Source organism: Sphingomonas sp. A2-49 (assembly GCF_025548555.1).
Taxonomy (GTDB): domain Bacteria; phylum Pseudomonadota; class Alphaproteobacteria; order Sphingomonadales; family Sphingomonadaceae; genus Sphingomonas.
In genome coordinates, this window is the sequence record NZ_JAJLPA010000011.1 from 62,713 (window position 1) to 86,933 (window position 24,221).

A 24,221-nucleotide genomic window follows, 5' to 3' on the forward strand; every position below is an offset into this window, starting at 1 on the left:
GTGATCGGACGGCGTGCGTTCCTGGCGGGCGGCGTCGCCGCCGCCCTGCTGCCCCGCGGCGCCGCGGCGGCGTCGCTCGACAAGCTGAAGGCGGCGGGCGTGCTGCGCGTCGCCGTCTATCGCGACTTCGCACCATGGTCGTGGCGACGGGACGGCACGCTCGTCGGTATCGACGTCGACTTCGCCCAGGCGCTGGCGGCGTCGCTCGGGCTCCGGGCCGAAATGGTCGACTTCATGGCGGACGAGGACGTCGGCGACGATCTGCGCAACATGATCTGGCGCGGGCCGCTGATCGGCGGTTCGGTCGCCGACGTGATGATGCACGTCCCCTACGACCGCACCTTCGCGCTCGCCAACGACCGCGCCGTGTTCGTCGCACCCTATTATCGCGAAGGGTTCCAGATGGCGTGCGGGATCGATACCGATTGCGAGGTCGCGCCGCCGCAGCTGAAGGGCAAGCGGCTGGTCGCCGAGCTCGATTCGATCCCCGATTTCTACCTGTCGGGCAGCTTCGGCGGCGTGCTGCGCGGCGACGTGCAGCACCTTCCCAGTGGCGACGCCGCGCTGACCGCGGTCAAGGAGGGCAGGGCCGATGCCGTGCTCGCGACGCGCGCGCAGGTCGAGCATGCGCTCGCCGGCGGCAATCCGAAGGTGAAGGTGCGTCGCGGCCCGCTGCCGGCGCTGCCCTCGCCCGGCTGGGACGTCGGGCTGGCGGTGAAGGACGACAGCCGCGACCTGGGCGATGCGCTGGAGCGGTCGGTCGCGGCGTTGCAGAAGGACGGCACGCTGGCGAGGATCCTGGTGCGCTACGGCGTCAGTCCGAAGGCCCCGCTGGCGGCCGCTTGAACGGCGGTCGGCCGGGGTCGGCAGGCCTCGTCCCAAGGTAGCATTTAGGCCGCCGCCGCGCGGGTTTAGTCTCTCCCCAACACAGCCCGGCCGAAACACCGGACTCGGGCAACAAGGGGAGAGACTGCATGATCCGACATCGCACCCGCCTGGCCCTGCTCGCCGGAGCGGCGCTTTCGTCCGGGGCGCTCGCCGCGGCCGACCGTCCGGCGGCGACCGTCGCGCCGGCGGCCCCCGTCGCGGGCGCGGCCGGGGCCGGCCCGACCGATGCCGACCTGATGAACGACGCCGCCACGCCGGGCGACATCCTGACCTATGGCATGGGACCGAAGGCGCAGCGGTTCAGCCCGATCGCCCAGATCACCACCGCGAACGTCGGCCGCCTCGTCCCCGCCTTTTCCGCCTCGCTCGGCGGCGAGAAGCAGCGCGGCCAGGAATCGCAGCCGCTGGTCTACGACGGCACGATCTACGTCACGGGCTCGTACAGCCGCCTGTTCGCGTTCGACGCGCGGACCGGCGAGGAGAAATGGCAATATGACGCACGCCTGCCCGACGGGATCATGCCGTGCTGCGACGTCGTCAACCGCGGTGCGGCGATCTATGGCGACAAGGTGATCTTCTCGACGCTCGACGCGCACATGGTCGCGCTCAACCGGACGACGGGCAAGGTGATCTGGAACAAGAAGCTTCAGGATTACGACGCGGGCTATTCGAACACGGCGGCGCCGATGATCGTGCACGGCAAGGTGATCTACGGCAATTCGGGCGGCGAATTCGGCATCGTCGGCCGGGTCGAGGCGCGCGACGTCAACACCGGCGAACTCGTCTGGTCGCGTCCGACGATCGAGGGGAACATGGGCACCCTCAACAGCAAGGATTCGACGATGACCGGCAAGCTCAACGCGAGCTGGCAGGGCGACCAGTGGAAGACCGGGGGCGGTGCCACCTGGCTCGGCGGCACCTACGATCCCGAAACCAACCTCGTCTACATGGGCACCGGCAATCCCGCGCCGTGGAACAGCCACCTGCGCCCCGGCGACAACCTCTATACCTCGTCGACGCTGGCGCTCGATCCCGACAGCGGCGAGATCAAGTGGCATTACCAGACGACCCCGCACGATGGCTGGGACTTCGACGGCGTCAACGAATTCATCCCCTTCGACCAGGGCGGGCGCAAGCTGGGCGCGAAGGCCGATCGCAACGGCTTCTTCTTCGTCCTCGACCGGACCAACGGCAAGTTCGTGTCGGCGACCCCGTTCGTCAGCAAGACGACCTGGGCCACGGGCTACAGCAAGGCCGGACGGCCGATCTACGTCGATGCCAACCGCCCCGGCCCGCCGACCGCGGAGAAGGGCACCTCGGTCTTTTCCGCCCCCGCATTCCTCGGCGCCAAGAACTGGATGCCGATGGCCTACAGCCAGCAGACCGGCATGTTCTACATCCCCAGCAACGAATGGGGCATGGACATCTGGAACGAGCCGATCGCGTACAAGAAGGGCGCGGCCTATCTGGGTGCGGGCTTCACGATCAAGCCGCTCTACGACGACCATATCGGCGTGCTGCGCGCGGTCGACCCGAAGACCGGCAAGATCATGTGGGAATACAAGAACAAGGCACCTTTGTGGGGTGGTGTGCTGACGACCGCGGGCAACCTCGTCTTCACCGGCACGCCCGAGGGATATCTGAAGGCGTTCGACGCGAAGACCGGCAAGGAATTGTGGAAGTTCAACACCGGGTCGGGCGTGGTCGGATCGCCGGTGACGTGGGAGCAGGACGGCGAGCAATATGTCGCGGTCATGTCCGGCTGGGGCGGCGCGGTGCCGCTGTGGGGCGGCGAGGTCGCCAAGGCGGTGCAGCACATCAACCAGGGCGGCGCGCTCTGGGTGTTCAAGCTGCCCCGGTCGTGATCGGCGGATGGGGGGCGTCGGCGACGGCGCCCCTTTGTCCTGCCGCCATCGGTACGCTAGACCCGCCGGCGGGGAGAGGGATCAGCGTGGAACGGGTGCTCATCGCGGACGACCATCCGCTCGTGCGGGACGGGTTGCGCACGGTGATATCGGTCGCCTTCGACCAGACCGAACTCTTCGAGGCGTCGTCGATCGCCGAGGCGCAGGCGGTGATCGAGCGCGAGGGCGATTTCGACCTCGTCCTGCTCGACCTCAACATGCCCGATGCGGACGGCTTCGCGGGGCTCGCGACGCTGCGGGCGCGCTTTCCCTCGATCCCGATCGTCATCGTCTCGGGCGCGGTGGAAAGCGGCCTCGTCAGCGCCGCGATCGCGCATGGCGCCGCGGGCTTCATCCCGAAATCGCTGAAGCGCAGCGCGATCGTCGCCGCGATCCAGTCCATCCTGGCGGGCGACGTGTTCATGCCGGAGGAATTCCGGATCGGTGCCGGCGACGGCGGCGAGGGCGTCGACATCCGGCGCCGCATCGCGACGCTCACCCCGCAGCAGCGCGTCGTGCTCGGACTGGTGGTCGCGGGCAAGCTCAACAAGCAGATCGCGTTCGAGCTGGACGTGTCGATGACGACGGTGAAGGCGCACGTGTCCGCGATCCTGGGAAAGCTCAATGTCTACAGCCGGACGCAGGCGGTGATCCTCGCCAACAAGGTGCATTTCGTCGCCGCCGCGCGCGACTGAGGCAGCCGGCGCGACGCCCGCGGGACTGCGCTCACCCGCGCCCGGTGGTCAGCTGGGCGAGCAGCGCCCGCAGCTGCGCCGGTTTCACCGGCTTTTGCAGGACATGCAGCCCCTCCGCCACCAGCGCATCGCGGAGCGCCGGCATCCGGTCGGCGGTGATGATGACGGCGGGGACGGCGCGGCCCAGTAGCGTGCGGATGCGCGCCACCGCGGCATCGCCGGTGACCCCGTCCTCCAGGTGATAGTCGGCGAGGATGACGTCGATCGCCGCGACCTCGCGCGCCGGCGTGGCGCGCACCGCAACCTCGTCGAGCGCGGTGACGACACGGCATCCCCAGCCTTCCAGCACGGCGCGCATGCCGTCGAGGATCGCCTGTTCGTTGTCGAGCACGAGCACCGCCCGCGCGCCGATCCCGCGGCTGCTGGTATGGACCGGCGCCGTCCGCGAGCTGACCCCGACCGCGGCGAGCGGTACGCCGACGGTGAAGGTCGATCCCTCGCCCAGCGCACTGTCGAGCCGGATCGGGTGGCCGAGCATCCGCCCGGCGCGCTCCACGATCGCCAGCCCCAGGCCGATGCCCGGCCCGTTGCGGCCGTCGAGGCGGCGGAATTCCTCGAAGATCTCGCCATGGTGGCGCGGATCGATGCCGGGCCCGGTATCGCTGATCGCGACGCGGACCTCGCCGCCGCGACACGACGCCGCCATCCGCACCTCGCCCGCGACGGTGTAGCGCAGGGCGTTCGACAGGATGTTCTGGAGGATGCGGCGCAGCATGCGCGCATCGGAGCGGACCCAGATATCGGTGGCGTCGACGACCAGCGACAGCCCGCGCTCGGCCGCGGCCAGCGCATATTCGGCGCGCAGCGCGGCGAACAGGTCGTCGAGCGGCACGTCGACGATTTCGGGGGTGATCGCGCCCGCATCGAGCTTGGATATCTCCAGCAGCGCCTCGAGCAGATGCTCGATCGAATCGAGCGCGGAGGCGGTCTGGTCGACCAGCACGCGATTGGGCGGCGCGAGCCGACGCGTGCTGAGCGCCGACACGAACAGCCGCGCGGCGTTGAGCGGCTGCAACAGGTCGTGGCTGGCGGCGGCGAGGAAGCGCGTCTTCGACAGGTTCGCCTGTTCCGCCGCGGTCTTCGCCTCGCGCATCGCGGCCTCGGCGGCGACACGCTCGCTCACCTCGCGCTGCAATTCGGCGGTGCGTTCGGCGACCCGTCGTTCCAGCGCCTCGGCGGCTCTCAGCCGATCGGTGACGTCGTTGAAGCCGATCACCATCCCGCCGCCCGGCATCGCCAGCCGCCGCACCTCCAGCGAACGGCCGTCGGCGAGGCGGCGGATCTCGGAAATCTCGGTGCTGTCCGCGCCGGCCGCGATCCAGCCGAGCGTGTTGACCGCGTCGGCGCGCGGCAGCGCGACCTTGCACCAGTCGACCAGCGCCTGGTGATCGGCGATCTGGTGCCGCGCCCGCGCCGGCGTCAGCCGCAGCAGCGCGAGCAGCGGGCCGTTCCATGCCAGCAGCGCGCCGTCGCGGTCGAAGACGCAGACGCCCTGCGGCATTGCGTCCAGCGTCGCCTGCAACACCACCGCGCGCTCGGCGGCCTCGCGCGCACGCTGGCGCGCCTCGTCCGCCTTGATGTCGGTGATGTCGGTATAGACGCCGACGATGCCGCCTTCGGACGTGCGGCGCTCGTTGACCTGGATCCAGCGCCCGTCGGCGAGCGCGATGACGTGGCCGCCCTCCGCCACCTGATGCTGCGCGACGCGTTCGGATATCCAGCGGTCGGGCGCGATCATCGCGCCCAGCGAGCTGCCGGTCGCACCGATCCGGCCGGCGATCTCGTCGAAGCTGACGCCGGGCACGATCTCGTCGGCGATCGCGGGCCACAGCGAGCGATAGGTCTGGTTGCACAGCAGCAGCCGGTCGTCGGCGTCGAAGATCGCAAAGCCTTCGTTGATCGTCTCGATCGCATCGCCCAGCCGGCTGCGCGCGCTGTCGGCGGCATCGCGGGCGTGCGCCAGCGCGGCATTGGTCGCGGCAAGGTCGGACAGCGCGCGTTCGAGGTCGGCGGTGCGGTCGCGCACCTTGCCTTCCAGGCTGATCGCGGTTTCGAACACCGAGAAGGCGTTGCCCTGAAGATCGGTCGAGCGTTCGACGCGGCTCATCAGCGAGGCGTTTATGCGGCCGAGCTTGCGCACCTGCGCCTCGAGCGCGGCGATCCGGCCGGCGGCATCGGACGCCGCCTCGGCGGGCGCGGTCAGCACGGCGGCCTGCCGATGGCGAGGCCGCTGAACGTCTGGTTGACGTGCAGGCCGTGGAACTGCTCGCCATAGGTGTTGAAGCCGACGACGCCGCGGCTGGCGAACAGGCGCGAGACGGCGGAGCGCAACTGGCGCTGCTCGACCTCGACCGAATTGAGCACGCAGTCGAAACCCAGCACCCGGTCGATCCCGCCGACGTCCGCGTCCAGCCGGTCGAACAGGTCGTGCAGGCCGCCCATGATGTCGCCCGCCTCGCCCAGCGTCAGCACGATGCCCTCGTCGATCGCGCAATAGAAGGTCAGGCTGCCGTCGGGATTGGCGGTCTGGATCGAGCGGACGTAATATTCGCCGCCGGCGCGGACCATCGGCGGGTGCGTCGCGAACACGGCGGGGCCGAGATCCTCGACGCGCGCGCCGACCAGCCGCGCATATTCCGCCGCGGCGGGCTCGGCGTTGATCTCGTGCACGGTGCGCAGGTCGGTGTCGGCGGCGGTGATGACCATCTTGACGCTGCCGGGGCCGTAATGCTGCGCCCGGAATGCCTTCATCGGGCGCCGCGACGACAGGATCGCGACGACCGCGGCATCGCGCCGGAAGCGTCCGTCGTAGAAAACGAAGGTTTCGCGGAAATCGAGGCCGTCGCCCGACGATCCGCCGATCATCGGCACCTCGCCCAGCGCGTCCTGCAAGGTCAGCGTCAGCATTTCCTCGCGGTGCGACAGGCCGTCGACGAGGAAGATCGCGGCATGGTGGGTGGTGCCGAAGCCGCGCGTCGCTTCGTTGGCGTCGGCGACCAGCGCCCGCACGACGCGCTGCGCCTGGCCGGCGTCGAAGCCGTCGAGATCCTCGAAGCACGTCGCCGACAGGCGGAAATCGCTGGCGGGAAAGCCGATCGCGGTGATCGTCCCCTCGTCGAGGCCATCCGGCGTGATCTCGCCCGACGAGGTGCAGCCGACGATGGTCAGGCCGTCGCCGCGGCTGCCGATCGCCGCCGCGAGGTCGTCCAGCGGATAGCGGCTCGAACAGAAGAGGACAAGGCCGCCGAGGGCGGGCACGTCGAGGTCGCGGAACAGCGCGCGCACGGCGAGTTCGGGATCGTCGATACGGGTGGACGCGACACGGATGGGCATGGCGTCGATCATGTCATCGGTGCGCGTCAGCGTCATCCGTTGATTGTGCCCGCCCGTCACCCGCGTCGCGGCGGATCGGCGGCGTCGAGCGCGTCGACCTCCGCGTCCGAGAAGACGCGGCTGCGCACGATGAACCGGACGCCCTCCGGCCCCTCCAGCGAAAAGCCCGCGCCACGACCGGGGACGACGTCGATCGTCACCTGCGTATGGCGCCAATATTCGAACTGCGCCGCGCCGATCCATACCGGCACGCCGCCGGCAACATGACCGAGCAGCACGTCCTGTCCGCCGACGCGGAATTCGCCGGCCGGATAGCACATCGGTGCGGACCCGTCGCAGCAGCCGCCCGACTGGTGGAACATCAGCGGACCGTGTCTGGCGGCCAGCATCGCGATCGTCGCGTCGGCGGCCGGGGTCGACAGGACGCGGGGCGGGGCGGTCATGTGCAGGCTCCAGAACGAAAGAAGGCGGCGGATCCGGAGATCCGCCGCGACGTGCCCCGCGGGGCGCGAGGAAAAGGGGGAACGCGCCCCGCGGAACATCGGTGGATCAGAAGAAGCCCAGTGCCTTCGGGCTGTAGCTGACCAGCAGGTTCTTGGTCTGCTGATAGTGATCGAGCATCATCTTGTGCGTCTCGCGACCGATGCCCGATTGTTTGTACCCGCCGAACGCCGCATGCGCGGGGTAGGCGTGGTAGCAATTGGTCCACACCCGCCCGGCCTGGATGCCGCGACCCATGCGATAGGCGGTCGTCCCGTCGCGCGACCAGACCCCGGCGCCGAGGCCGTAGAGCGTGTCGTTGGCGAGCGCGAGCGCGTCGTCGGCGTCCCTGAATGTCGTCGCCGCGACGACGGGACCGAAGATCTCTTCCTGGAACACGCGCATCTTGTTGTGGCCCTGGAGGATCGTCGGCTTGACGTAATAGCCGCTGCCCAGCTCCCCCTCGAGCGTCGCGCGCTCGCCGCCGGTCAGCACCTTGGCGCCCTCCGCCCGGCCGATGTCGAAATAGGACAGGATCTTTTCGAGCTGGTCGTTCGACGCCTGCGCGCCGATCATGGTGGACATGTCGAGCGGGCTGCCCGCGCGGATCGCCTCGACCCGGGCGACGCATTTCTCCATGAACCGGTCGTAGATCGATTCCTGGATCAGCGCGCGGCTGGGGCAGGTGCAGATCTCGCCCTGGTTGAGCGCGAACATCGTGAACCCCTCGACCGCCTTGTCGAGGAAGTCGTCATCCTCGGCCATGACGTCGGCGAAGAAGATGTTGGGCGACTTGCCGCCCAGTTCCAGCGTGACGGGGATCAGGTTCTCGGTCGCATATTGCATGATGAGCCGGCCGGTCGTCGTCTCGCCGGTAAAGGCGATCTTGGCGATCCGCTTGTTCTGCGCCAGCGGCTTGCCCGCCTCGACGCCGAAGCCGTTGACGACGTTCAGGACGCCCGGCGGCAGCAGGTCGCCGATCACGTCCATCAGCACCATGATCGACATCGGCGTCTGTTCGGCGGGCTTCAGCACCACGCAATTGCCGGCGGCGAGCGCCGGCGCGAGCTTCCACACCGCCATCAGGATCGGGAAGTTCCACGGGATGATCTGTCCCACCACGCCGAGCGGTTCGTGGAAGTGATAGGCGACGGTGTCGTGGTCGATCTCCGACAGCGACCCCTCCTGCGCGCGCAGGCAGCCGGCGAAATAGCGGAAATGGTCGATCGCCAGCGGCAGGTCGGCGGCGGTCGTTTCACGGATCGGCTTGCCGTTGTCGATCGTCTCGACCATCGCCAGCAGCGACAGCTTTTCTTCCATCCGGTCGGCGATGCGGTTGAGGATCAGCGCACGCTCGGCCGGCGCGGCGCGGCCCCAGGCGTCCTTCGCCTTGTGCGCGGCGTCCAGCGCCAGTTCGATGTCCTCGGCCGTGCCGCGCGCGATCTGGCACACGGTCTTGCCGGTGACGGGCGAGGGATTGTCGAAATACTGGCCGCGGACCGGCGCAACCCAGTCGCCACCGATGTAATTGTCGTATTTGGGGCGAATCGCGACCTGGCCCTTCAGCTGGTCGAGCGCTTGTTGCAGCATGGCATCCTCCTGAAACTCCGTGCCGATTGTGTGCCTGCGCGCCGACCGGCGCCATTGCACCAAAGGCCGATTGCGCCGCGGCCCCGCATCCGGCTGAGACGGCGGGGTAGAGGGAGAGTCATGTGATGAAATCCGGATATGCCGCCGCCGTCGCGCTGCTGGCGCTGACCGCGACCCCGGCGATGGCGAAGGAGGTCGTCGTCAGGATGAAGAACCAGGGTGCCGCCGGGGCGATGGTGTTCGAGCCCGCGTTCGTGAAGGCGATGCCGGGCGACACGATACGCTTCGTGCCGTCCGATCCGAGCCATAATGCCGAAACGATCCCGACGATGCTGCCGCCCGGCGTCGCGCCGAGCAAGGGCGGCATGAACAAGGAGTTCGTGCTGCCGGTATCGGCCCCCGGCCTGTACGGCATCAAGTGCATGCCGCATTATTCGATGGGCATGGTCGCGCTGGTGCAGGTGGGCAACGGCCCCTCGCCGAACCTGGCGGCGGCGCGGGGAGTGAAGCTGCCGCCCTTCGCCGCCAAGCGGATGGCGCCGATGCTCGCGCAGGCGAAGTGAGATGAGCGCCGCGCTGCTCGTCAGCTATCCCGTTACCGCCGGCGCGCGGTTCGACCGCGACTATTACGTCGCCACGCACCTGCCGCTGGTCCGCGACCGATGGGGGCCCCACGGGTTGATCGATGCGACGGGCATGTGGCCCGACGACGACGCACCCGCGCACGTCGCCGTCGCGCTGCTGACCTTCCGCGACGCCGACGCACGCGATGCGGCGCTCGCCTCGGCGGAGGCGGCGGCGGTGTTCGGCGACCTGCCCAACTTCACCGACATCGCACCGGTGGCACAGCGGCTCACCCCGGCCTGATCGCGGCGCGATAGGGGACGACGGGGGCGAGCCGGCGGCCGAGGTCGCGCCACCCGTCGCTCCCCTCGCCGAACCACAGCACCGGGCGCAGCCCGGCGCGGTGCAGGCGCAGCGCGGCATTCCAGCTCATCCAGCAGTCGGCGAGGCAGAAGACGACGATCGGCCGCCCCGGCCGTCGCGCGGCGAGCGTCCGCACCCCGGCGAGGAACCAGCGTTCGATGGCCGGATCGGGACGGCCGCGGCCGGCTTCCGGAAACCAATGGGCGCCGGGGATCGACACCGCCGGGCGCGCGAGCCGCCAGTCGCCGGTGACGGGGTCGCGCACGCCGCCCTCGGCAGGGGCGACGTCGACCAGCACCGCCCGTTCCCGAAGCGCCGCGACCGCAGCCGCCGCGATCCGCGGTACCCCGGGCGGCGGGCCGGGCACGATCCCGCGATAGGCGGCGATGCGATAGCCGCTGGCCGGATCGAACGCGGCATCCTGGACGGGCGCGGCGAGCAACGCCGCGGCGGCGAGAAGGCGGGCTAATACCATGGTCCGATGGTAGCGCGGCGGACCGGCGCCTAATACCCGACCTTAGCATGATACGCCGCCGCCTCTTCGCGCTGATCGCCCTCCTCGCCACGCCTGCCGGCGCGGCGCTGCCCCGGGACCCGCTCGGATCGCCGATGTGGGAATTCGTCGGCGACCAAGTGTTCGGCGCGAACGCGGTGGTGCGGTTCGATCCGCGGGTGAAGGTGCGCTTTCCCGAGATCGCCGAGAACCAGCGCGCCTTTCCGGTCGAGGTCGACGCCCGCGATATTCCCGGCGTGGTGCGGATGGTCGTCATGGTCGACCTCAACCCGATCCAGCTGCCGCTCGATTTTCGGCCCGCCGAGGCGGAGGCGTTCGTCGCGACGCGGATCAAGCTCGACCAGCGCACGCCGGTGCGCGGCGCGGTGCAGCTGACGGACGGCAGCTGGCTGGTGTCGGGCGGCTGGGTCGATGCCGCGGGCGGCGGCTGTTCCGCGCCGCCGGTCAGCCGGGTCAAGGGCGACTGGTCGCAGCATCTGGGCGAGGTGCGGGGCGGCCTGTGGCGACAAGCCGACGCATCGCGCCTGCGACTGGCGTTCCGCCATCCGATGGACACCGGGCTGGTCGACAATATCGCGGCCTATTACCTCAGCGACCTGACCGTCACCTCCTCGACCGGCCGCCCGATCGGAACGTTCCGGTTCCAGGCGGCGCTGGCGGAGGATCCGGTCCTCACGCTGCGGCCGCGGCTGCGGGCGGGGGAGGGCGTGCGGTTCGACGGACGGGACACCAACGGGATCGAGTTTCGCGGTTCGGTCGCCGCCGCCGCCGCGACCCCGCCGGGGTCGGGCGGCTGATCCACCGCCGCCACCTGCTCGGCGGCATGGCGGCGCTGCTCGCCGTGCCCGCCGCGTCCGCGCCGCTGGCCTACCGGCTATCGCCGGTGCGGGTCGCCGACGGGATCTGGGTGATCCGCGGCGCCGACGAGGACATCCGCCAGTCCAACGGGGGCGCGATCGCCAACATCACCGTCATCGCGACCGATGCCGGCGCGGTGCTGGTCGATGCCGGGCCGTCGCTGCGCTTCGGCCGCCAGCTCGGCGAACTGGCGGCGACGCTGACCGGCAAGCCGGTGGCGCGGGTCTATTTGACCCACCTTCATCCCGACCACGCCTATGGCGATGCGGCGTTCGATCCCGCCACGATCGCGGCGACGCCGGCGCTGATCGGCATCTTGAAGGCGGAGGGTTCAGGGTTCGCCGACGGCATGTACCGGCTGCTCGGCGACTGGATGCGCGGCACCGAACTGCGGCTGCCGGGCCATGCCGTCACCACGGCCGAGGAAACGGTCGGCGGGCGGACCTTCCGGCTGCTCCCGCTCGCCGGCCACAGCCGCGCGGACCTCGCGCTGCTCGATACGCGGACCGGCACGCTGGTCGCGGGTGACCTCGTCTTCCACGATCGCGCGCCGTCGACCCCGCACGCCGACCTGCCGGAGTGGCGGCGCTCGCTCGACACGTTGCGGGGGCTTGGCCACGCCCGGGTCGTGCCGGGTCATGGCCCGCCCGATCCCGGCCCGATTGCGGCGATCGACCAGACGCGCGACTGGCTCGACTGGCTCGCCGGGTCGCTGGGCGCGGCTGCGGCGGCGGGCATGGACATGGTCGAGGCGGGCGCGATGCCGCTGCCCGCACGCTTCGCAAGCCTCAAGGAGGCGCGCTACGAATTGCAGCGCTCGGTGGCGCATCTCTATCCGGCACTGGAGGCGCGGCTGCCGCGCGTCGACGCGCGCTGACGGCGGCGACGTCATCCCGACGCGGCGCGGCGGGCAGGGGCGTCGACGACGCGGATCAGAACGCCAGCCGCATGCCGCCCTGCACCGATCGCGGCGCCCCCGGCGCGAGCAAGGTGGAATGGCGAAGCGGCCGTTCGCCGTCGATCGCCGGCCCACCGAACGGCCGCGCGACGAAGGTGCCCGCCGCGTCGAACCCGGTGGCGCCGAGCTGCGCCGCGGTGGCATAGCTTCTATCGAACAGGTTGCTGATCCGCAGGTAGAGCGCGAACCCACGTGTGGGGCGCACGTCGACGCCAAGGCCGGCGACCACATAGCCGTCCGTCCGCCCCGCGCCGAGATAATAGACCCCGTCGGGCCGGTGCGCGCCATTTTCGTTGCCGCGCGCGACCACGCCGGCGCTGGCGATCAGGTCGGCCGACAGGGTGAGCCAGCGCAGCGGATCGCCGGCGATCCCCGCCTTGACCAGGTGGCGCGGGATCAGCGGGATGCGGTCGCCGGGCGCGATCGCGATCCGCCCCTCGAATCCCGGTGCCGGCGCGTCGCCGCTGCTGTTCGCAGCCCCGCCGACGACCTCGCCACTGCGATAGGTCGCATCGAGGAAGGTGTAATGCGCGCTCAGCGTCAGCGGCCCGATCCGTCCGCCGAGGTCCACGTCCGCCCCCTGCCGGCGGGTGCGGCCGAAGTTGCGGAAATAGCCGAACCCGGCCTGATCGTCGGCGACGAACAGGATGTCGTCGCGGCTGACCGTCCGGAAGCCGCCCCCGCGCGCGGTCAGGCCGCCGGCGGTGAGCGTGACGCCGCCCTCGACCGTCCGCGCCACCACCTGCGCCAGCGGCGGATCGCCGGCGAGGGCGTTGGGCAGGCGGCAGGGGCTGTCGGGATCGGCGCAGCCCAGCTCGATCGCCGACGGCGCGCGACTGGTCTGCGCCAGGGCCGCATCCATCGCCAGCGCGGGCACCGGCGTCCAGCGCAGCGCCGCCGCCGGATTGAGGCGGCGGAAGCGGTGATCGCCGTCGAGCGACCCGGTGCCCCCGCCCGGCGTGATCCGGTCGCGGTTGCGCACGATCGTGTCGTCGAACCGCGCCGACAGATCGGCATGCAGCGTCCGCGTGACTGCGATCCCGGCAAGCGTATAGCCGCTGAACACCCGCGTGCGCGCGGACAGGTCGACGCGGGCGTCGAAGGCGTTTTCCGAATCCTGGCTGCCATCGGCGAAGGCGCCCGGCCCGGCGACCGTCGCGATGCCGCGATCGGGCATCAGATAGCCGAATTGCGCGGACTGGCCGAAGGTCGCGCGACCGTCGACATAGGCGATGCCGAGCGTGAGCATATGGCCGCCCGGGCGCCATGCGAGCTCCGCCGTGCCGCCCGCTTCGGTCTGCCGGGTCGCGGAGCGGTTGACGAGCCCGTTGCAGGTTTCGTTGGGCTCGTCGTCGAGAAGGATGTCGGCGATGCATCGCCAGCGGGGGAAGGGCGTGTTCGCCTGCGACTCGCCCGCGGCCGGGACGTCGCGATAGCCCGCCGCGGCGAGCGCCGCACGCTCGCCCGCGTCGGGCTGGTACGGGTTCTCACCGAGCGAGCCATCGTTGAGGTCGCCGTTGAGCGTGCGGGTCCGGATCGCGCGACGGAAGGCGTTGGCATCGAGCCTGACGCGATCGGACAGGTCGCGCTTCAGCGTCAGATTGCCCGACCAGGCGCGGTTCCGCGTGGTGTCCGGGTGCGTGTAGACGCTGCGCGGGTCGCGGGCGAGCAGGCGCAGCTCCTGCAGGCCGTTGCCGCTCAGGGTCGTGTCGGCGACGGTGGCGGCCACCGCGATGTCGGTGCGCGCGTCCGCCCAGCCGAGCTTGCCGAAAAGCTGCGCGGCGCGCGAGCGCGAATAGGCGCGCCAGCCCCGCTCGGCGAAGTAGTCGGCGGCGGCGAATGCGTGGAGGCCGTCGTCGGCATGGCCGCCGACCGTCGCGCGGGCGATCGTGCGGCCGAAGCTGCCGTATGCAACGTCGGCGGTCATGCCCGGATCGCTGCGCCCGTCCTTCGTCCGCACGACCAGCGCCCCGCCGAGCGAGTTGCGGCCGAACAGCGGATTGGCCCCCGACACCAACGTCGTCGAACGGATCGCGGAGGTCGGGATCAGGTCCCAGCTGACCACGTCGCCGAACGGCTGGTTCACCCGCACGCCGTCCATATAGACCGACAGTCCCTGCGGCGTGCCGAGCAGCGGCGATGCGGTGAAGCCGCGATAGCCGATGTCGGGTTGCAGCGGGTTGCCCTGGATCTCGTTCACCGACACGCCGCCGACCATGCGGCGCAGATAGTCGGTGAGGTCCGTGGCATGCGCCGCGGCGATCTGTTCGTCCGACGCGTGCCGCGCCGGCAGGCGCACGATATCCTCGCCGGCATCGAGCAGGGGGGTCGCGGTCACGACGATGTCGGTGCCGCCGTCGCGCGCGGGATCCACGTCCTGCGCCGCCACGGGCGTGCCGACCAGCGCCGCGCAGGCGAACCATCGCATGTCCATGATCCTGCCCCTCCCCCCGACCGCGCCTGCCGTCACCCGAGCCGGGCGTGGAGGCCGACCCACAATGTGCGTGGCGAGGCGCGCTCGACGATCGCGGCGCCGCTGATGCCCGCCTCGACGCGTTCGTCGAACAGGTTCTCGGCCCGCGCCTCGATCGTCAGCCCGCGGGTCAGTGGCAGCGCGGCATAGCCGTCCAGCGTCGTCGCGGGGGCGAGGCTGCGACTGTTCTGGTCGTCGTCGTACTGGCGCGCGACGTGCCGTACCGTCGCCGACAGGGCCGTGCCGCGCCGTTGCCAGCCCAGCGTCGCCGATACGGCATCGCGCGGCGTCTGCGCCGGCCGCAGGCCGTCGAGCGCCGCCGCCGGCCCCGACGCGCGCACGCGGGCATCGACATGCGACCAGGACGCCAGCGCGACGAGTGCGCCGATGGTGTAGCGCGCGTCGACCTCCACCCCCTGCGACCGGATCGCATCGAGGTTGCGGCGTATGCGCGACGCGCTGGTCGGCGTCGCGGACAGCGTCACGTTGGCGATCGCGTCGTCCAGCCGGTTGCGGAACAGCGTCGCGGCGACGCTGGCACCCGCGAACGGCGCGAGCGTCACGCCCGCCTCGATCCCGACCAGCCGTTCGGGCGCGAGCGCGGCGTTGGCCGCGGTGACGTCGTTGCCGACCCGGAATGGGCGGTAGAGTTCGTTGAGCGTCGGCAGCCGCCAGCCGCGATACGCCGCCGTACGCAGCGTCACCGCCGGCACCGGGGCGTAGGCGGCGCCGATACGGCCGGTGAAGGCGCTGCCGGACCGGTCCGCGAACCGGCTGTCGGTCAGCGCGCTGCCGCCCGCGATCGGCCGCTCCCGCAAATAGCCGCCGTCGATCCGCCACCAGTCGATCCGTGCCGCTCCGGTCAGCGTCAGCGCGCCGACGGGGATGCTGCCGTCGGCGAACAGCCCGGTGGTGCGGCTCGACCCGCCCGCCTCGCGCCGGCGGGTCGGCGCGCCCCCGACGAAGGTGAACAGCTCCTGCGTCTTGCCCGACACGTCGCGGACGTCGGCGCCCAGGCGCAGGTCCGCGGCGCCGCCGACCGGGGGGCGCAGCTCGACCCGCGCGCCGAGCCCGGTCGCGGGGGTATTATACTGGTTTAGCGACTGCACGACGGTCGTGCGCGCCGCGCTGACGCTGGCGAAACCGGAGGCGAAGGCGCGCGTCTGGAGATAGCCGAGCGCGGTCCAGCCCCAGCGCCCGCGTCCGACGAGCCGCAGGCTGGCGTCGGCGCCCTGCGAGCGGTTGGCGGTGAACGCCGTGCCGCGTTCGCGACTGTCGGTGAAGGCCGAGACATTGGCCTGCACTTCGGTCGACGGTGCGATCGTCACCACCGTCCGCAGCGCGCCCGATGCCTGCTCGTAGGGCGCGGGCCGATCCACCGGCCCGCGGCTTTCCGCCACCGTCGGCACGAAGCCGTCGCCGCGGGCATAGGCGGCGGACAGCGTCGCGAAGCCGCCGTCGCGCACCAGCGCCGCCGACCCCTGCGCCTCGACGCTCGCGCGGCTGCCGTAGAAGACCCGGCCCTCCAGCGGCGCGAGCTGGTCTGGGGTGGCGCTGTCGAGCTGCACCGTGCCGGCGAGCGCACCCGGCCCGAAATAACCGCTGCCGCCGCCGCGCGTGACGCGCACCTGCCCCAGCCGCCCGGTCGCATAGGCGGGGAACGCCACCCAGCCGCCGAACGGATCCGCCTGCGGCACCCCGTCGAGGATCAGCAGCGCGCGACTGGACGCGTTGCCGCCGATCCCGCGCAGGCTGATGCCCTGGCTGGTCGGATTGGCGGAGCGGCTGTCCGAGCGGCGGAATTGCTGGAGGCCGGCGACGTCGGCGAGCACGCTTTCCAGCCGCGCGCTCGCATTCGCCTGCAACCGGTCGCGATCGATCACGACCACGTCGAGCGCGCGGTCGCCGGGCGACGAGGGCAGGCCGCGGCCGGTCACGACGATGTCGGTCGCCGCGGGGTCGTCCGGACGTGTCTGTCCCGCCGCCGGCGTGGCGATGGCGAGGGTGCAGAGGATCGCGGTGCTGAGGGAATGATGCATGCCCCTGCATGCCCATTCGCCGCCGCGGATCAATACCACCAAAGTGCGATGCGCGCGCCCGCCCTCGTCCGGCCTCGGGCCGTCAGGGTCGCGGCGCGGCGCGCAACGGCAGGTCGCGGCGGAGGTAGACGAGGAGATGCGCGTCCTCGCGCGGCACGGCGAGGACGCGGCGATAGCGATCGGCCAGCGCGGCGGCGACCAGCGCGCGGGTCGTCGCATTCCACGGCGCCATCGGTTCGTCCATCGTGACGATCACCGGCGGCCGCCCGGCGAGCACGCGCGCGACCTCCGCCGCCTCGTCCGCGCCCGACGCGCCCCGTTCCGATTCGTAGGCGAGGGTCGAGGGGAAGGCGTAACGCGTCGGGATGCAGGCGTGGGCGAGGTGATAGAGGATCGCGTCGCCCGCGAAGACATAGGGGCAGGCGCCGCGATCGTTGGCGGCCATCACCGCGCCGACCGCACGCGCCGAGGCGGCATCGGTCGGTGGCAGCACGACCCGCGCCACGAAGAGCAGCGCGCCATAGGCCAGCACCGCCGCCGCGACGCGGGTGCGCGCCAGCACGGGGGCGGCGATCATCGCCAGCGGCACCAGCAGCGGCAGCGCGTAATGATCGAAGAACGCGCCGATCATCGCGAATGCGACCAGCGCGGCGGCAAGCCAGCCGAAGGCGATGACGCTGACGGCGTCGGGCCGGCGCCGGCGACCGGCGGCGACCACGCACGCGACCAGCGGCAGCAGCTGCGCGCCGGTCCCTGCCAGCCGCGCGGCGATCTTGGCGGCGGGATAGCCCTTGCGCAGGGCGACGGAGGCGAAATTGGAGAACCAGAACGCCTGGAAGACCACCGGTCCGCGTACCCAATAGTCCGCGGCGATCGCCAGCGTCGGCGCGAGGCCGAGCAAGGCCCACAGACATGCGGCGGCGGCGGTCAGTCCCGGCGACGCACCGGCCCGGCGCAGCGCCCATATATGGACGAGCCCGAACCACGTGCCCTCGACGACGGGGGTGTATTTGGTCTGGATCGCCAGCCCGGCCAGCAGGCAGGCGGCGGCGCCGTTGGCGACGATCCCCGCCCGCGCCCGCGCGATGGCGAGCGCGGGCAGGCGCAGCGTCAGCACCGCGGCGGCGGCGACGAACACATTGTAGAAGACCGGCGATTGCCCGCCGCGCCCGCTGAGCAGCGACAGCCACAGGATATAGGCGATGCCGGCGAGAAGCCCGCCGCGCACCGTCGCGCCCAGCGCCATGCCGCCGCGCGCGATCAGCCAGCCGGTGGCCGCCGCGAACGCTGTCGCGGCGAGCTGATAGGCGAGGATGCCGTCGCCGGGCAGCAGGCGGATGCCCGCGAAGATCAGGAACAGCCCGACGGGCTTGCGGTCCCACAGGTCGACATAGGGCAGGGCGCCGTGCAGCATGCGGTCGCCGACCAGCAGGTAATATTGTTCGTCGACATGGATGATCGGATTGCCGAAATCGCGCCAGCGCAGCGCGACCGCGGCGGCCAGCAACAGGCCGAACAGCGGCAGCGCACGCATCGGCCGCGCCGTGCCCCCGCGCGCGCCCGGGCGCCTCTGCCGCCATGCCGATGCCGTCGATCCGTCCATCATGGCGTCATAGAATCGCGGTCCCGACGCGTCATGCGGCATATTTTTTCAGTCGGTGGTGCGGGTTGCGCAGGATGGCGTCGTCAGATCAGCGGGGCTCGCAACCGACGGTGCGCGGCCGGTCCGGATGCCGGGGGGCAGGGGATCGGCATGGCGATCGTCGCGGCGGGAGTGCCAACGCCACCGGGAGGGCATGCATGTATCGGATTACGGACGACGAACGTCCATCGCGCAGCGCCGCTGGATCGTCGATCGCGGCGCGTCGGCTGGACCGGCGGCCGACGCCGTTGTGGACGGTGCTAATCCCGTTCTTCAATGAGCGCGATTATCTGGCCGCGACGATCGCGAGCGTCGCCGCGCAGGACGTGCCGGCGATCGTGATCCTCGTCGACAACGGGTCCACCGACGGCAGCGCCGATGTGGCGCGCGCCGCGATCCGCGCGCATGGCATCGACGCGCTGGTCGTCACCGAAACGACGCCCGGAAAGGTCGCCGCGCTGCGCACCGGCCTCGGCTGGGTCCGCACCCGCTACGTCGCGACCTGCGATGCCGACACGCTCTATCCCCCGCATTATCTGCGCGAGGCCGAGCGGCTGCTGCAGCGCGACGGCTGCGTCGTCGCCGGCGCCTATTTCGTCGATCCGGGGTCGGGCCAGGATGCGCTCGACGCGGAGGCGCGCCGGATCCTGGCCGCCGCACGGCTGTTGCCGCGGCAATGCCACGCCGGCGGCGCCGGCCAGTGCTTCGACGTCGCCGCGCTGCGCGCGGTGGGCGGGTTCGATGCCGCGATCTGGGGCTATGTGCTCGAGGATCACGAGGTCATTCACCGGACGATGACGCAGGGCCGCATGCTCTATTCGTCGGACTTCTGGTGCATGCCCTCGCCGCGCGAGCGCGACCGGGTGTCGATCCGCTGGACCGCGTTCGAACGGCTGGTCTATTCGGCGACCGCCCCCTGGGCGGGCAGCTGGTTCTTCTATCGCTTCCTCGCGCGCCGGCTCAACCGCCGCCGGCTGACGAGCGTCCGGATGCGCGAACGCGCCTATCAAGATATCGAAGGGTCGGCCTTTGCCTCACCTCATCCTGTGTGCTGACGATTTCGGCTTTTCGCGCGGCGTCAGCGAGACGATCGCGGCATTGGCGCGCGAGGGCAGGCTCAACGCCACCAGTTGCATGACGTCGATGCCCGGCTGGGCGGAGGACGCGACGCTGTTGCACGACCTGCCGCCGCACGTCGCGGTGGGGCTGCACCTGACGCTGACCGGCGAAGCGCCGCTCACCGCCATGCCGCGGCTGGCGCCGGACGGCGTGCTGCCGGAGATCGACCCGCTCGCCCGCCGCGCCGCGCGCCGCGAGTTGCCGCTCGACGAGATCGCCGCAGAGGTCGCGGCGCAGTTCGATGCGTTCGAGGCGGCGATGGGACGCGCGCCCGCCTTCGTCGACGGGCACCAGCATGCGCATGCGCTGCCCGGCATCCGCGACATCGTGCTGTTCGAAACCGCACGCCGCGCGCCGGGGGCGTGGGTGCGCGACTGCGTGGACGGCGTCGGCGCGATGCTGTCGCGACCGTTCGCGGGCAAGGCGATCGGCAGCGCCTATCATTCACGCGGGCTGCGCCGGGCGGCGGCGCGCTACGGCTTGCGCTGCAACGACAGTTTCGCGGGGCATTACGATTTCGCGGCCAGCTATCGCGAGCTGTTTCCCCGCTTCCTGCGCAAGCCCGCCGGCATGCACCTCGTCATGTGCCATCCCGGTGCGGGCGAACGGGCGGGCGATGCCATCGCGGCGGCCCGCCCGCGCGAGGCGGATGCCTTGCGAAGCTGGTCGATTGCGGACATGGCGTCGGCACACGGGCTGGCGTTTCCGGCCTGAATGAAGAGCATAGGTCCAGATTGGCTGACGGCGGACTTCGCGCGATCTTCCTCGAACAGCGGGCGATGCTCCTGCGCCTGCTCGCCGCGCGGCTGGGCAGCCGCGACGACGCCGAGGATGCGTTGCAGGACATGTGGCTGCGGCTCGACCAGCTCGCCGACCGCCCGGTCGCGCAACCTGCGGCGTTCCTGTATCGCGTGGCGAACAACCTTGCCACCGACCGGCGGATCGCGGGCGCGCGGCGGGGTGCGCGCGATGCCGCATGGCTGGGCCACCAGCCTGGCGCCGACGACCTGCCCGATGCGGAGCGGGTGTTGGTCGCCCGCGACCAGCTGGCGCTGGTCGAGGCGGCGATCGCCGAAATGCCGGAGCGGATGGCCTGCGCGCTGCGCCTCTACCGGATCGAGGGGCGGCCGCAGCGCGAGATCGCGGCGGACCTGGGCATCACCGTCAGCGGCGTCGAGAAGCTGTTGCAACGCGCCTATCGCCTTATTCATGCCCGTCTCGCGGCAAATGGTGAGGAAACCGGCGCAGCGTGTCGTCAGGATGATGGAAGGGGGCTTCGCCGATGAACCGTGACGCACCGCACATCCTGGACCAGGCGATCGGCTGGCATCTGCGCCGGGACGCCATGACCGATACCGACTGGGCCGCGTTCGTCGTCTGGCTCGAGGCCGACGCGGCGCACGCGCGCGCCTATGACGCGGTCGCCATGCGGGACGACCTTGTGGCGCAGGCCAAGTTCCCGGTCGTCGCGCCGGACACCGGGCGGCATGGCGCCAACGACACCGCCGCGGCGCCGCGGCGCTGGTGGGCGCTTGCCGCCGGCGGCGCGATCGCGGCGGCGCTCGCCGCGTGGGGCGTGCCGCTGATGCAGACGGCCCCGGCCGGGCCGCAGGTGTTCGCCACCCGCGACGGCGAGCGGCGCGACCTGCGCCTGCCCGACGGAACGACCGTGGCGATGAACGGCGGCACGCAGATCCGCATCGCCGCTGGCGATGGACGCTCCGCCGAATTGCTTCGCGGCGAGGTGACGCTGCATGTCGTGCACGATGCGGCGCGTCCGTTCACGCTGCGCGCCGGCGACAGCGAGATCCGCGACCTCGGCACCACGTTCGACGTGCAGCGCTCGTCCGACCGGCTGTATGTCGCGGTGGCGGAGGGGTCGGTTCAGGTCGCCGGCGCACGCCTGGGCGCGGGCGATGCCTGGACGCGGACGCGCGGTCGCGCGTCGCGGGGCACCGTGGTGCCGGCGACGGTCGGCGGCTGGCGATCGGGGCTGCTGAGCTTCGACGGCACGCCCGTGGCGGAAGTCGCGGCGAGCCTGCGCCGTCTCCACGGCGTCGATCTGGCGGTCGAGCCCGGCTTGTCCGGGCGACCGTTTACCGGCATGATCCGCGTCACTGGAACTGCCGATCGCGACGTACCGCATCTGGCCGGTCTGATCGGGGCGACATGGCGGCGTGACGGCGAGCGTTGGGTATTGGCGGAACGGCCGGGGGCGACGCGCTAGCCGCATCCTGTCGGCGCTGTGCGTGCTGGCCGCGACCGCGGGCAGCGCGGCGGCGCAGGGGCGCGCGGTCGCGATCGTCCTGCCCGCCGCGACGCTCGACCGCACGCTCGTCGCGCTGTCCGGCGCCACCGGGACCGATATCGCAAGCACCGAAGCCGGCCTGCGCAGCGTCCGCACCAGGCCGTTGCGCGGCAGCATGACGGTGGCACAGGCGCTCGATCGCCTGCTCGCGGGAACCGGTTATCGGGCGGTGCCGGGCGGCGGCGGCGCGTATCGCGTCGTTGCCATCCCTCGTCGGAAGGCGCCGCCACCGCCACGGCGCCGGGTGGCGCCGGAGCCGTTGCCCGCGGACATCGTCGTGACGGCGAGCAAGCAGCGGGTGTCCCTGCTCCGCTATCCCGGCAGCCTGACGCGCGTGGCGGGATCGCCGCTTCAGGCGAACGGCGCGACCGGCGACATCAGCGCGCTGGCGCAGCAGCTGCCGATCCTCCAGACCACGCAGCTCGGCGTCGGCCGCAACAAGGTGTTCATCCGCGGCATCGCCGACAGCAGCTTCAACGGCACGACCCAGTCGACCGCGAGCGTCTACCTCGACGACGTGCAACTCAACGCATCGGGGCCCGATCCCGGCCTGCGCCTGTACGACATGCAGTCGGTCGAGGTGATGGAGGGACCGCAGGGCACGCTGTACGGCGCCGGCGCGATCGGCGGCGTCCTGCGCCTGACGTCGCACGCGCCCGAGCTGGATCGCGTCGCCGCCTCGATCGGCGCCGGGGCGACCGTGACGCAGGGCGGATCGCCCGGCGGCGACCTTGCCGGCATGGTCAACCTGCCGGTGATCGCCGGCCGCGTCGCGCTGCGCACGGTCGCCTATGTCAGCCGCGACGGCGGTTACATCGACGATCCGCGTCGCGGCGGGAACGACGTCAACCGGACGAACACGGTCGGCGCGCGGATCGCGCTGCGCGTCGATCCGGGGAGTGGCTGGCGGATCGACACGAGCGGCGTCGCCCAGCAGATCCGCGCGCGCGACGGCCAATATGCCGAGCGCCCGGACGGCGCGCTGCGCCGCACCACCGCAACCGCACAGCCGTTCGCCGACCGGTTTTTGTTCGGGCGGCTGGTGATCGCCAAGGACTGGGACAGCGGGCTGCGGCTGGTGTCGGCGACGGGCGTCGCGGATTACGGCACGTTCGAGACGTTCGACGCAACCCCGGGCACCGCGGTCAACCGCCGCCCGCTCTCCTATCGCGTCGATACCGACAAGTTGCTGGTGTCGCAGGAATTGCGCCTGTCGCGGTCGCTGGCAGGGGGCAATTCCTGGCTCGCCGGATTCTCGCTGGTCAGCGACCGGTCGATCCTGTCGCGTGCGCTCGGTCTGGCGGGCAACGAGACGGATATCGTCGGGGTCAGCAACGTGACCCGTGCCGCGTCCGGCTTCGGTGAGGCGACGGTGGCGCTGTCACCCGCAGTGTCGATCACCGCCGGCGGCCGCTACACCAGCGCCCGGGTCGATGGCGAACCGTCGAGCACGCGCCGGCCGGGCGCCTATATCAAGGGGCGCTCGACGCAGCGTTTCGATCCGACGATCGCGGGCTCCGTTCAGATCGCACCCGGCATCGCCGCGTTCGCACGCTACCAGACCGGTTTTCGAACCGGCGGGCTTGCGGTGGCGCAGGGGATCGGCCGCGTCGCCAATTTCGACGCCGATTCGATCGACTTCGCCGAAATCGGCGTGCGCCGCCTGCGCGCGCGTGCGCGCGGGCTCGGCCTGTCGGTCAGCGCGTCGACCGCGAACTGGACGGGGATCCAGGCCGATCTGCTCAACCGGCGGGGGCAGCCGTTCACCACCAACCTCGGCGATGCCCGCGTGCGGACGGTCGAGGCGACGCTCGACTGGATGCCGACGCCGCGGCTGACGGTGGCCGGCGTCGCGCTCTACGCCTTTACCCGCGTGTCCGGCCCGATCGCCGACCAGTCGCGCGAGAACAACCGCCGGCTGCCCGAAACCCCGCCCTTTGCGGGATCGGCGACGCTCGCCTACGCCTTCGACCGGCATGGTGCCGTCACCCCGCGGGTGGGCGCCGCGCTCAGCTACATCGGCCGCTCCGTGCTCGGCACCGGCGACCTGCTCGACGTCAGCCAGGGCGACTATTTGACCGCCAGCGTGTCGGGCGGGCTGCGGTGGCGCGACCTCGACCTGACGATCGGGATCGACAATCTGACCGATGTCGCCGCCAACCGCTTTGCATTCGGCAATCCGTTCGGCCTCGCCGCGCGCGACCAGATCACGCCGCTGCGGCCGCGCAACCTGCGCGTCGGGGTCAGCGCGGCCTGGTGACGTCGCGGGTCTGCATGACAGGTCGATGACGGCGGGTGTCGGCAATCCTGCCAGAACTTCGCGTAAGTAACGGGCAACGCTGCATGTGTGTCGGCCCCGTCCGGATCGCGCGATGACAGGCTTTTCATTTGCATCCCCCCCGGAAAAACGGGACTTTTCTGCCGTTGTCACGG

General features: G+C 71.3%; 20 protein-coding genes. 12 read left to right on the forward strand and 8 right to left on the reverse strand.

Annotated features, from left to right (window positions below; translation table 11 throughout):
• The 3 genes from LPN01_RS10815 to LPN01_RS10825 all read left to right on the forward strand — a co-directional run bounded on the left by LPN01_RS10815 (position 1) and on the right by LPN01_RS10825 (position 3,487).
• The gene (locus LPN01_RS10815; RefSeq protein WP_262828422.1) at positions 1-846 is read left to right on the forward strand and encodes a substrate-binding periplasmic protein; all 846 of its coding nucleotides are present in this window, start codon (positions 1-3) and stop codon (positions 844-846) included.
• Positions 847-974: 128 nt separating this feature from the next.
• On the forward strand, positions 975-2,753 hold the full coding sequence (locus LPN01_RS10820) for a methanol/ethanol family PQQ-dependent dehydrogenase (RefSeq protein WP_262828423.1): 1,779 nt from the start codon (positions 975-977) through the stop codon (positions 2,751-2,753).
• Positions 2,754-2,839: 86 nt separating this feature from the next.
• Positions 2,840-3,487 (forward strand): response regulator, encoded by a 648-nt coding sequence (locus LPN01_RS10825; protein WP_262828424.1) that lies wholly within the window; start codon positions 2,840-2,842, stop codon positions 3,485-3,487.
• A gap of 31 nt (positions 3,488-3,518) precedes the next feature.
• Here the strand turns inward: LPN01_RS10825 and LPN01_RS10830 are convergent, their stop codons facing one another.
• The 4 genes from LPN01_RS10830 to adh all read right to left on the reverse strand — a co-directional run bounded on the left by LPN01_RS10830 (position 3,519) and on the right by adh (position 8,950).
• Complete coding sequence (locus tag LPN01_RS10830) at positions 3,519-5,753, reverse strand: NahK/ErcS family hybrid sensor histidine kinase/response regulator (protein ID WP_262828425.1); 2,235 nt, start codon at positions 5,751-5,753, stop codon at positions 3,519-3,521.
• The gene (locus LPN01_RS10835; RefSeq protein ID WP_262828426.1) at positions 5,747-6,880 is read right to left on the reverse strand and encodes an FIST N-terminal domain-containing protein; all 1,134 of its coding nucleotides are present in this window, start codon (positions 6,878-6,880) and stop codon (positions 5,747-5,749) included. Before LPN01_RS10835 ends, LPN01_RS10830 begins: the two co-directional genes overlap by 7 nt.
• A gap of 56 nt (positions 6,881-6,936) precedes the next feature.
• The gene (locus LPN01_RS10840) at positions 6,937-7,323 is read right to left on the reverse strand and encodes a DUF779 domain-containing protein (protein WP_262828427.1); all 387 of its coding nucleotides are present in this window, start codon (positions 7,321-7,323) and stop codon (positions 6,937-6,939) included.
• A gap of 106 nt (positions 7,324-7,429) precedes the next feature.
• Entirely contained in the window at positions 7,430-8,950 is a 1,521-nt protein-coding gene (adh, locus tag LPN01_RS10845) for an aldehyde dehydrogenase (RefSeq protein ID WP_262828429.1), read from the reverse strand.
• Positions 8,951-9,075: 125 nt separating this feature from the next.
• Here adh and LPN01_RS10850 point away from each other — a divergent pair, with 125 nt between their 5' ends.
• Together LPN01_RS10850 and LPN01_RS10855 are read left to right on the forward strand one after the other, a co-directional pair.
• Complete coding sequence (locus LPN01_RS10850; RefSeq protein WP_262828430.1) at positions 9,076-9,513, forward strand: pseudoazurin; 438 nt, start codon at positions 9,076-9,078, stop codon at positions 9,511-9,513.
• A 1-nt stretch (position 9,514) separates the two neighbouring features.
• Positions 9,515-9,817, forward strand: a complete 303-nt coding sequence (locus LPN01_RS10855; RefSeq protein WP_262828432.1) for an EthD family reductase — start codon at positions 9,515-9,517, stop codon at positions 9,815-9,817.
• Here LPN01_RS10855 and LPN01_RS10860 read toward each other — a convergent pair.
• Positions 9,804-10,352, reverse strand: coding sequence for a rhodanese (locus LPN01_RS10860; protein WP_262828433.1), 549 nt, complete (start codon positions 10,350-10,352; stop codon positions 9,804-9,806). The two genes, LPN01_RS10855 and LPN01_RS10860, sit on opposite strands and share 14 nt — an antisense overlap.
• A gap of 47 nt (positions 10,353-10,399) precedes the next feature.
• Between LPN01_RS10860 and LPN01_RS10865 the strand changes: the two genes are divergently transcribed.
• Positions 10,400-11,188, forward strand: a complete 789-nt coding sequence (locus tag LPN01_RS10865; RefSeq protein ID WP_262828434.1) for a quinoprotein dehydrogenase-associated SoxYZ-like carrier — start codon at positions 10,400-10,402, stop codon at positions 11,186-11,188.
• A gap of 26 nt (positions 11,189-11,214) precedes the next feature.
• Positions 11,215-12,126: a quinoprotein relay system zinc metallohydrolase 1 gene (locus tag LPN01_RS10870; protein ID WP_262828435.1), complete on the forward strand. Its 912-nt coding sequence runs from the start codon at positions 11,215-11,217 to the stop codon at positions 12,124-12,126.
• Between the two features lie 55 nt (positions 12,127-12,181).
• Here the strand turns inward: LPN01_RS10870 and LPN01_RS10875 are convergent, their stop codons facing one another.
• From LPN01_RS10875 to LPN01_RS10885, 3 genes are all read right to left on the reverse strand, one after another.
• A complete protein-coding gene (locus LPN01_RS10875; RefSeq protein WP_262828437.1) occupies positions 12,182-14,635 on the reverse strand; it encodes a TonB-dependent receptor in 2,454 nt (817 codons plus the stop codon).
• Positions 14,636-14,673: 38 nt separating this feature from the next.
• Positions 14,674-16,719, reverse strand: coding sequence for a TonB-dependent receptor (locus LPN01_RS10880; protein ID WP_262828438.1), 2,046 nt, complete (start codon positions 16,717-16,719; stop codon positions 14,674-14,676).
• An 82-nt stretch (positions 16,720-16,801) separates the two neighbouring features.
• Positions 16,802-18,253, reverse strand: coding sequence for a hypothetical protein (locus LPN01_RS10885; protein ID WP_262828439.1), 1,452 nt, complete (start codon positions 18,251-18,253; stop codon positions 16,802-16,804).
• A gap of 266 nt (positions 18,254-18,519) precedes the next feature.
• Here LPN01_RS10885 and LPN01_RS10890 point away from each other — a divergent pair, with 266 nt between their 5' ends.
• From LPN01_RS10890 to LPN01_RS10910, 5 genes are all read left to right on the forward strand, one after another.
• A complete protein-coding gene (locus LPN01_RS10890) occupies positions 18,520-19,416 on the forward strand; it encodes a glycosyltransferase family 2 protein (protein ID WP_262828440.1) in 897 nt (298 codons plus the stop codon).
• Positions 19,391-20,194 carry a ChbG/HpnK family deacetylase gene (locus LPN01_RS10895; RefSeq protein WP_262828441.1) on the forward strand — a complete coding sequence of 268 codons (804 nt, stop codon included), beginning with the start codon at positions 19,391-19,393 and terminating at the stop codon, positions 20,192-20,194. The genes LPN01_RS10890 and LPN01_RS10895 overlap by 26 nt, the downstream gene beginning before the upstream one ends.
• Positions 20,195-20,259: 65 nt before the next feature.
• A complete protein-coding gene (locus LPN01_RS10900) occupies positions 20,260-20,766 on the forward strand; it encodes an RNA polymerase sigma factor (protein ID WP_262828451.1) in 507 nt (168 codons plus the stop codon).
• Positions 20,763-21,707 carry a FecR family protein gene (locus LPN01_RS10905; protein ID WP_262828442.1) on the forward strand — a complete coding sequence of 315 codons (945 nt, stop codon included), beginning with the start codon at positions 20,763-20,765 and terminating at the stop codon, positions 21,705-21,707. The genes LPN01_RS10900 and LPN01_RS10905 overlap by 4 nt, the downstream gene beginning before the upstream one ends.
• 22 nt (positions 21,708-21,729) lie before the next feature.
• A complete protein-coding gene (locus LPN01_RS10910; protein ID WP_262828443.1) occupies positions 21,730-24,048 on the forward strand; it encodes a TonB-dependent receptor domain-containing protein in 2,319 nt (772 codons plus the stop codon).
• Positions 24,049-24,221: the final 173 nt, after the last annotated feature.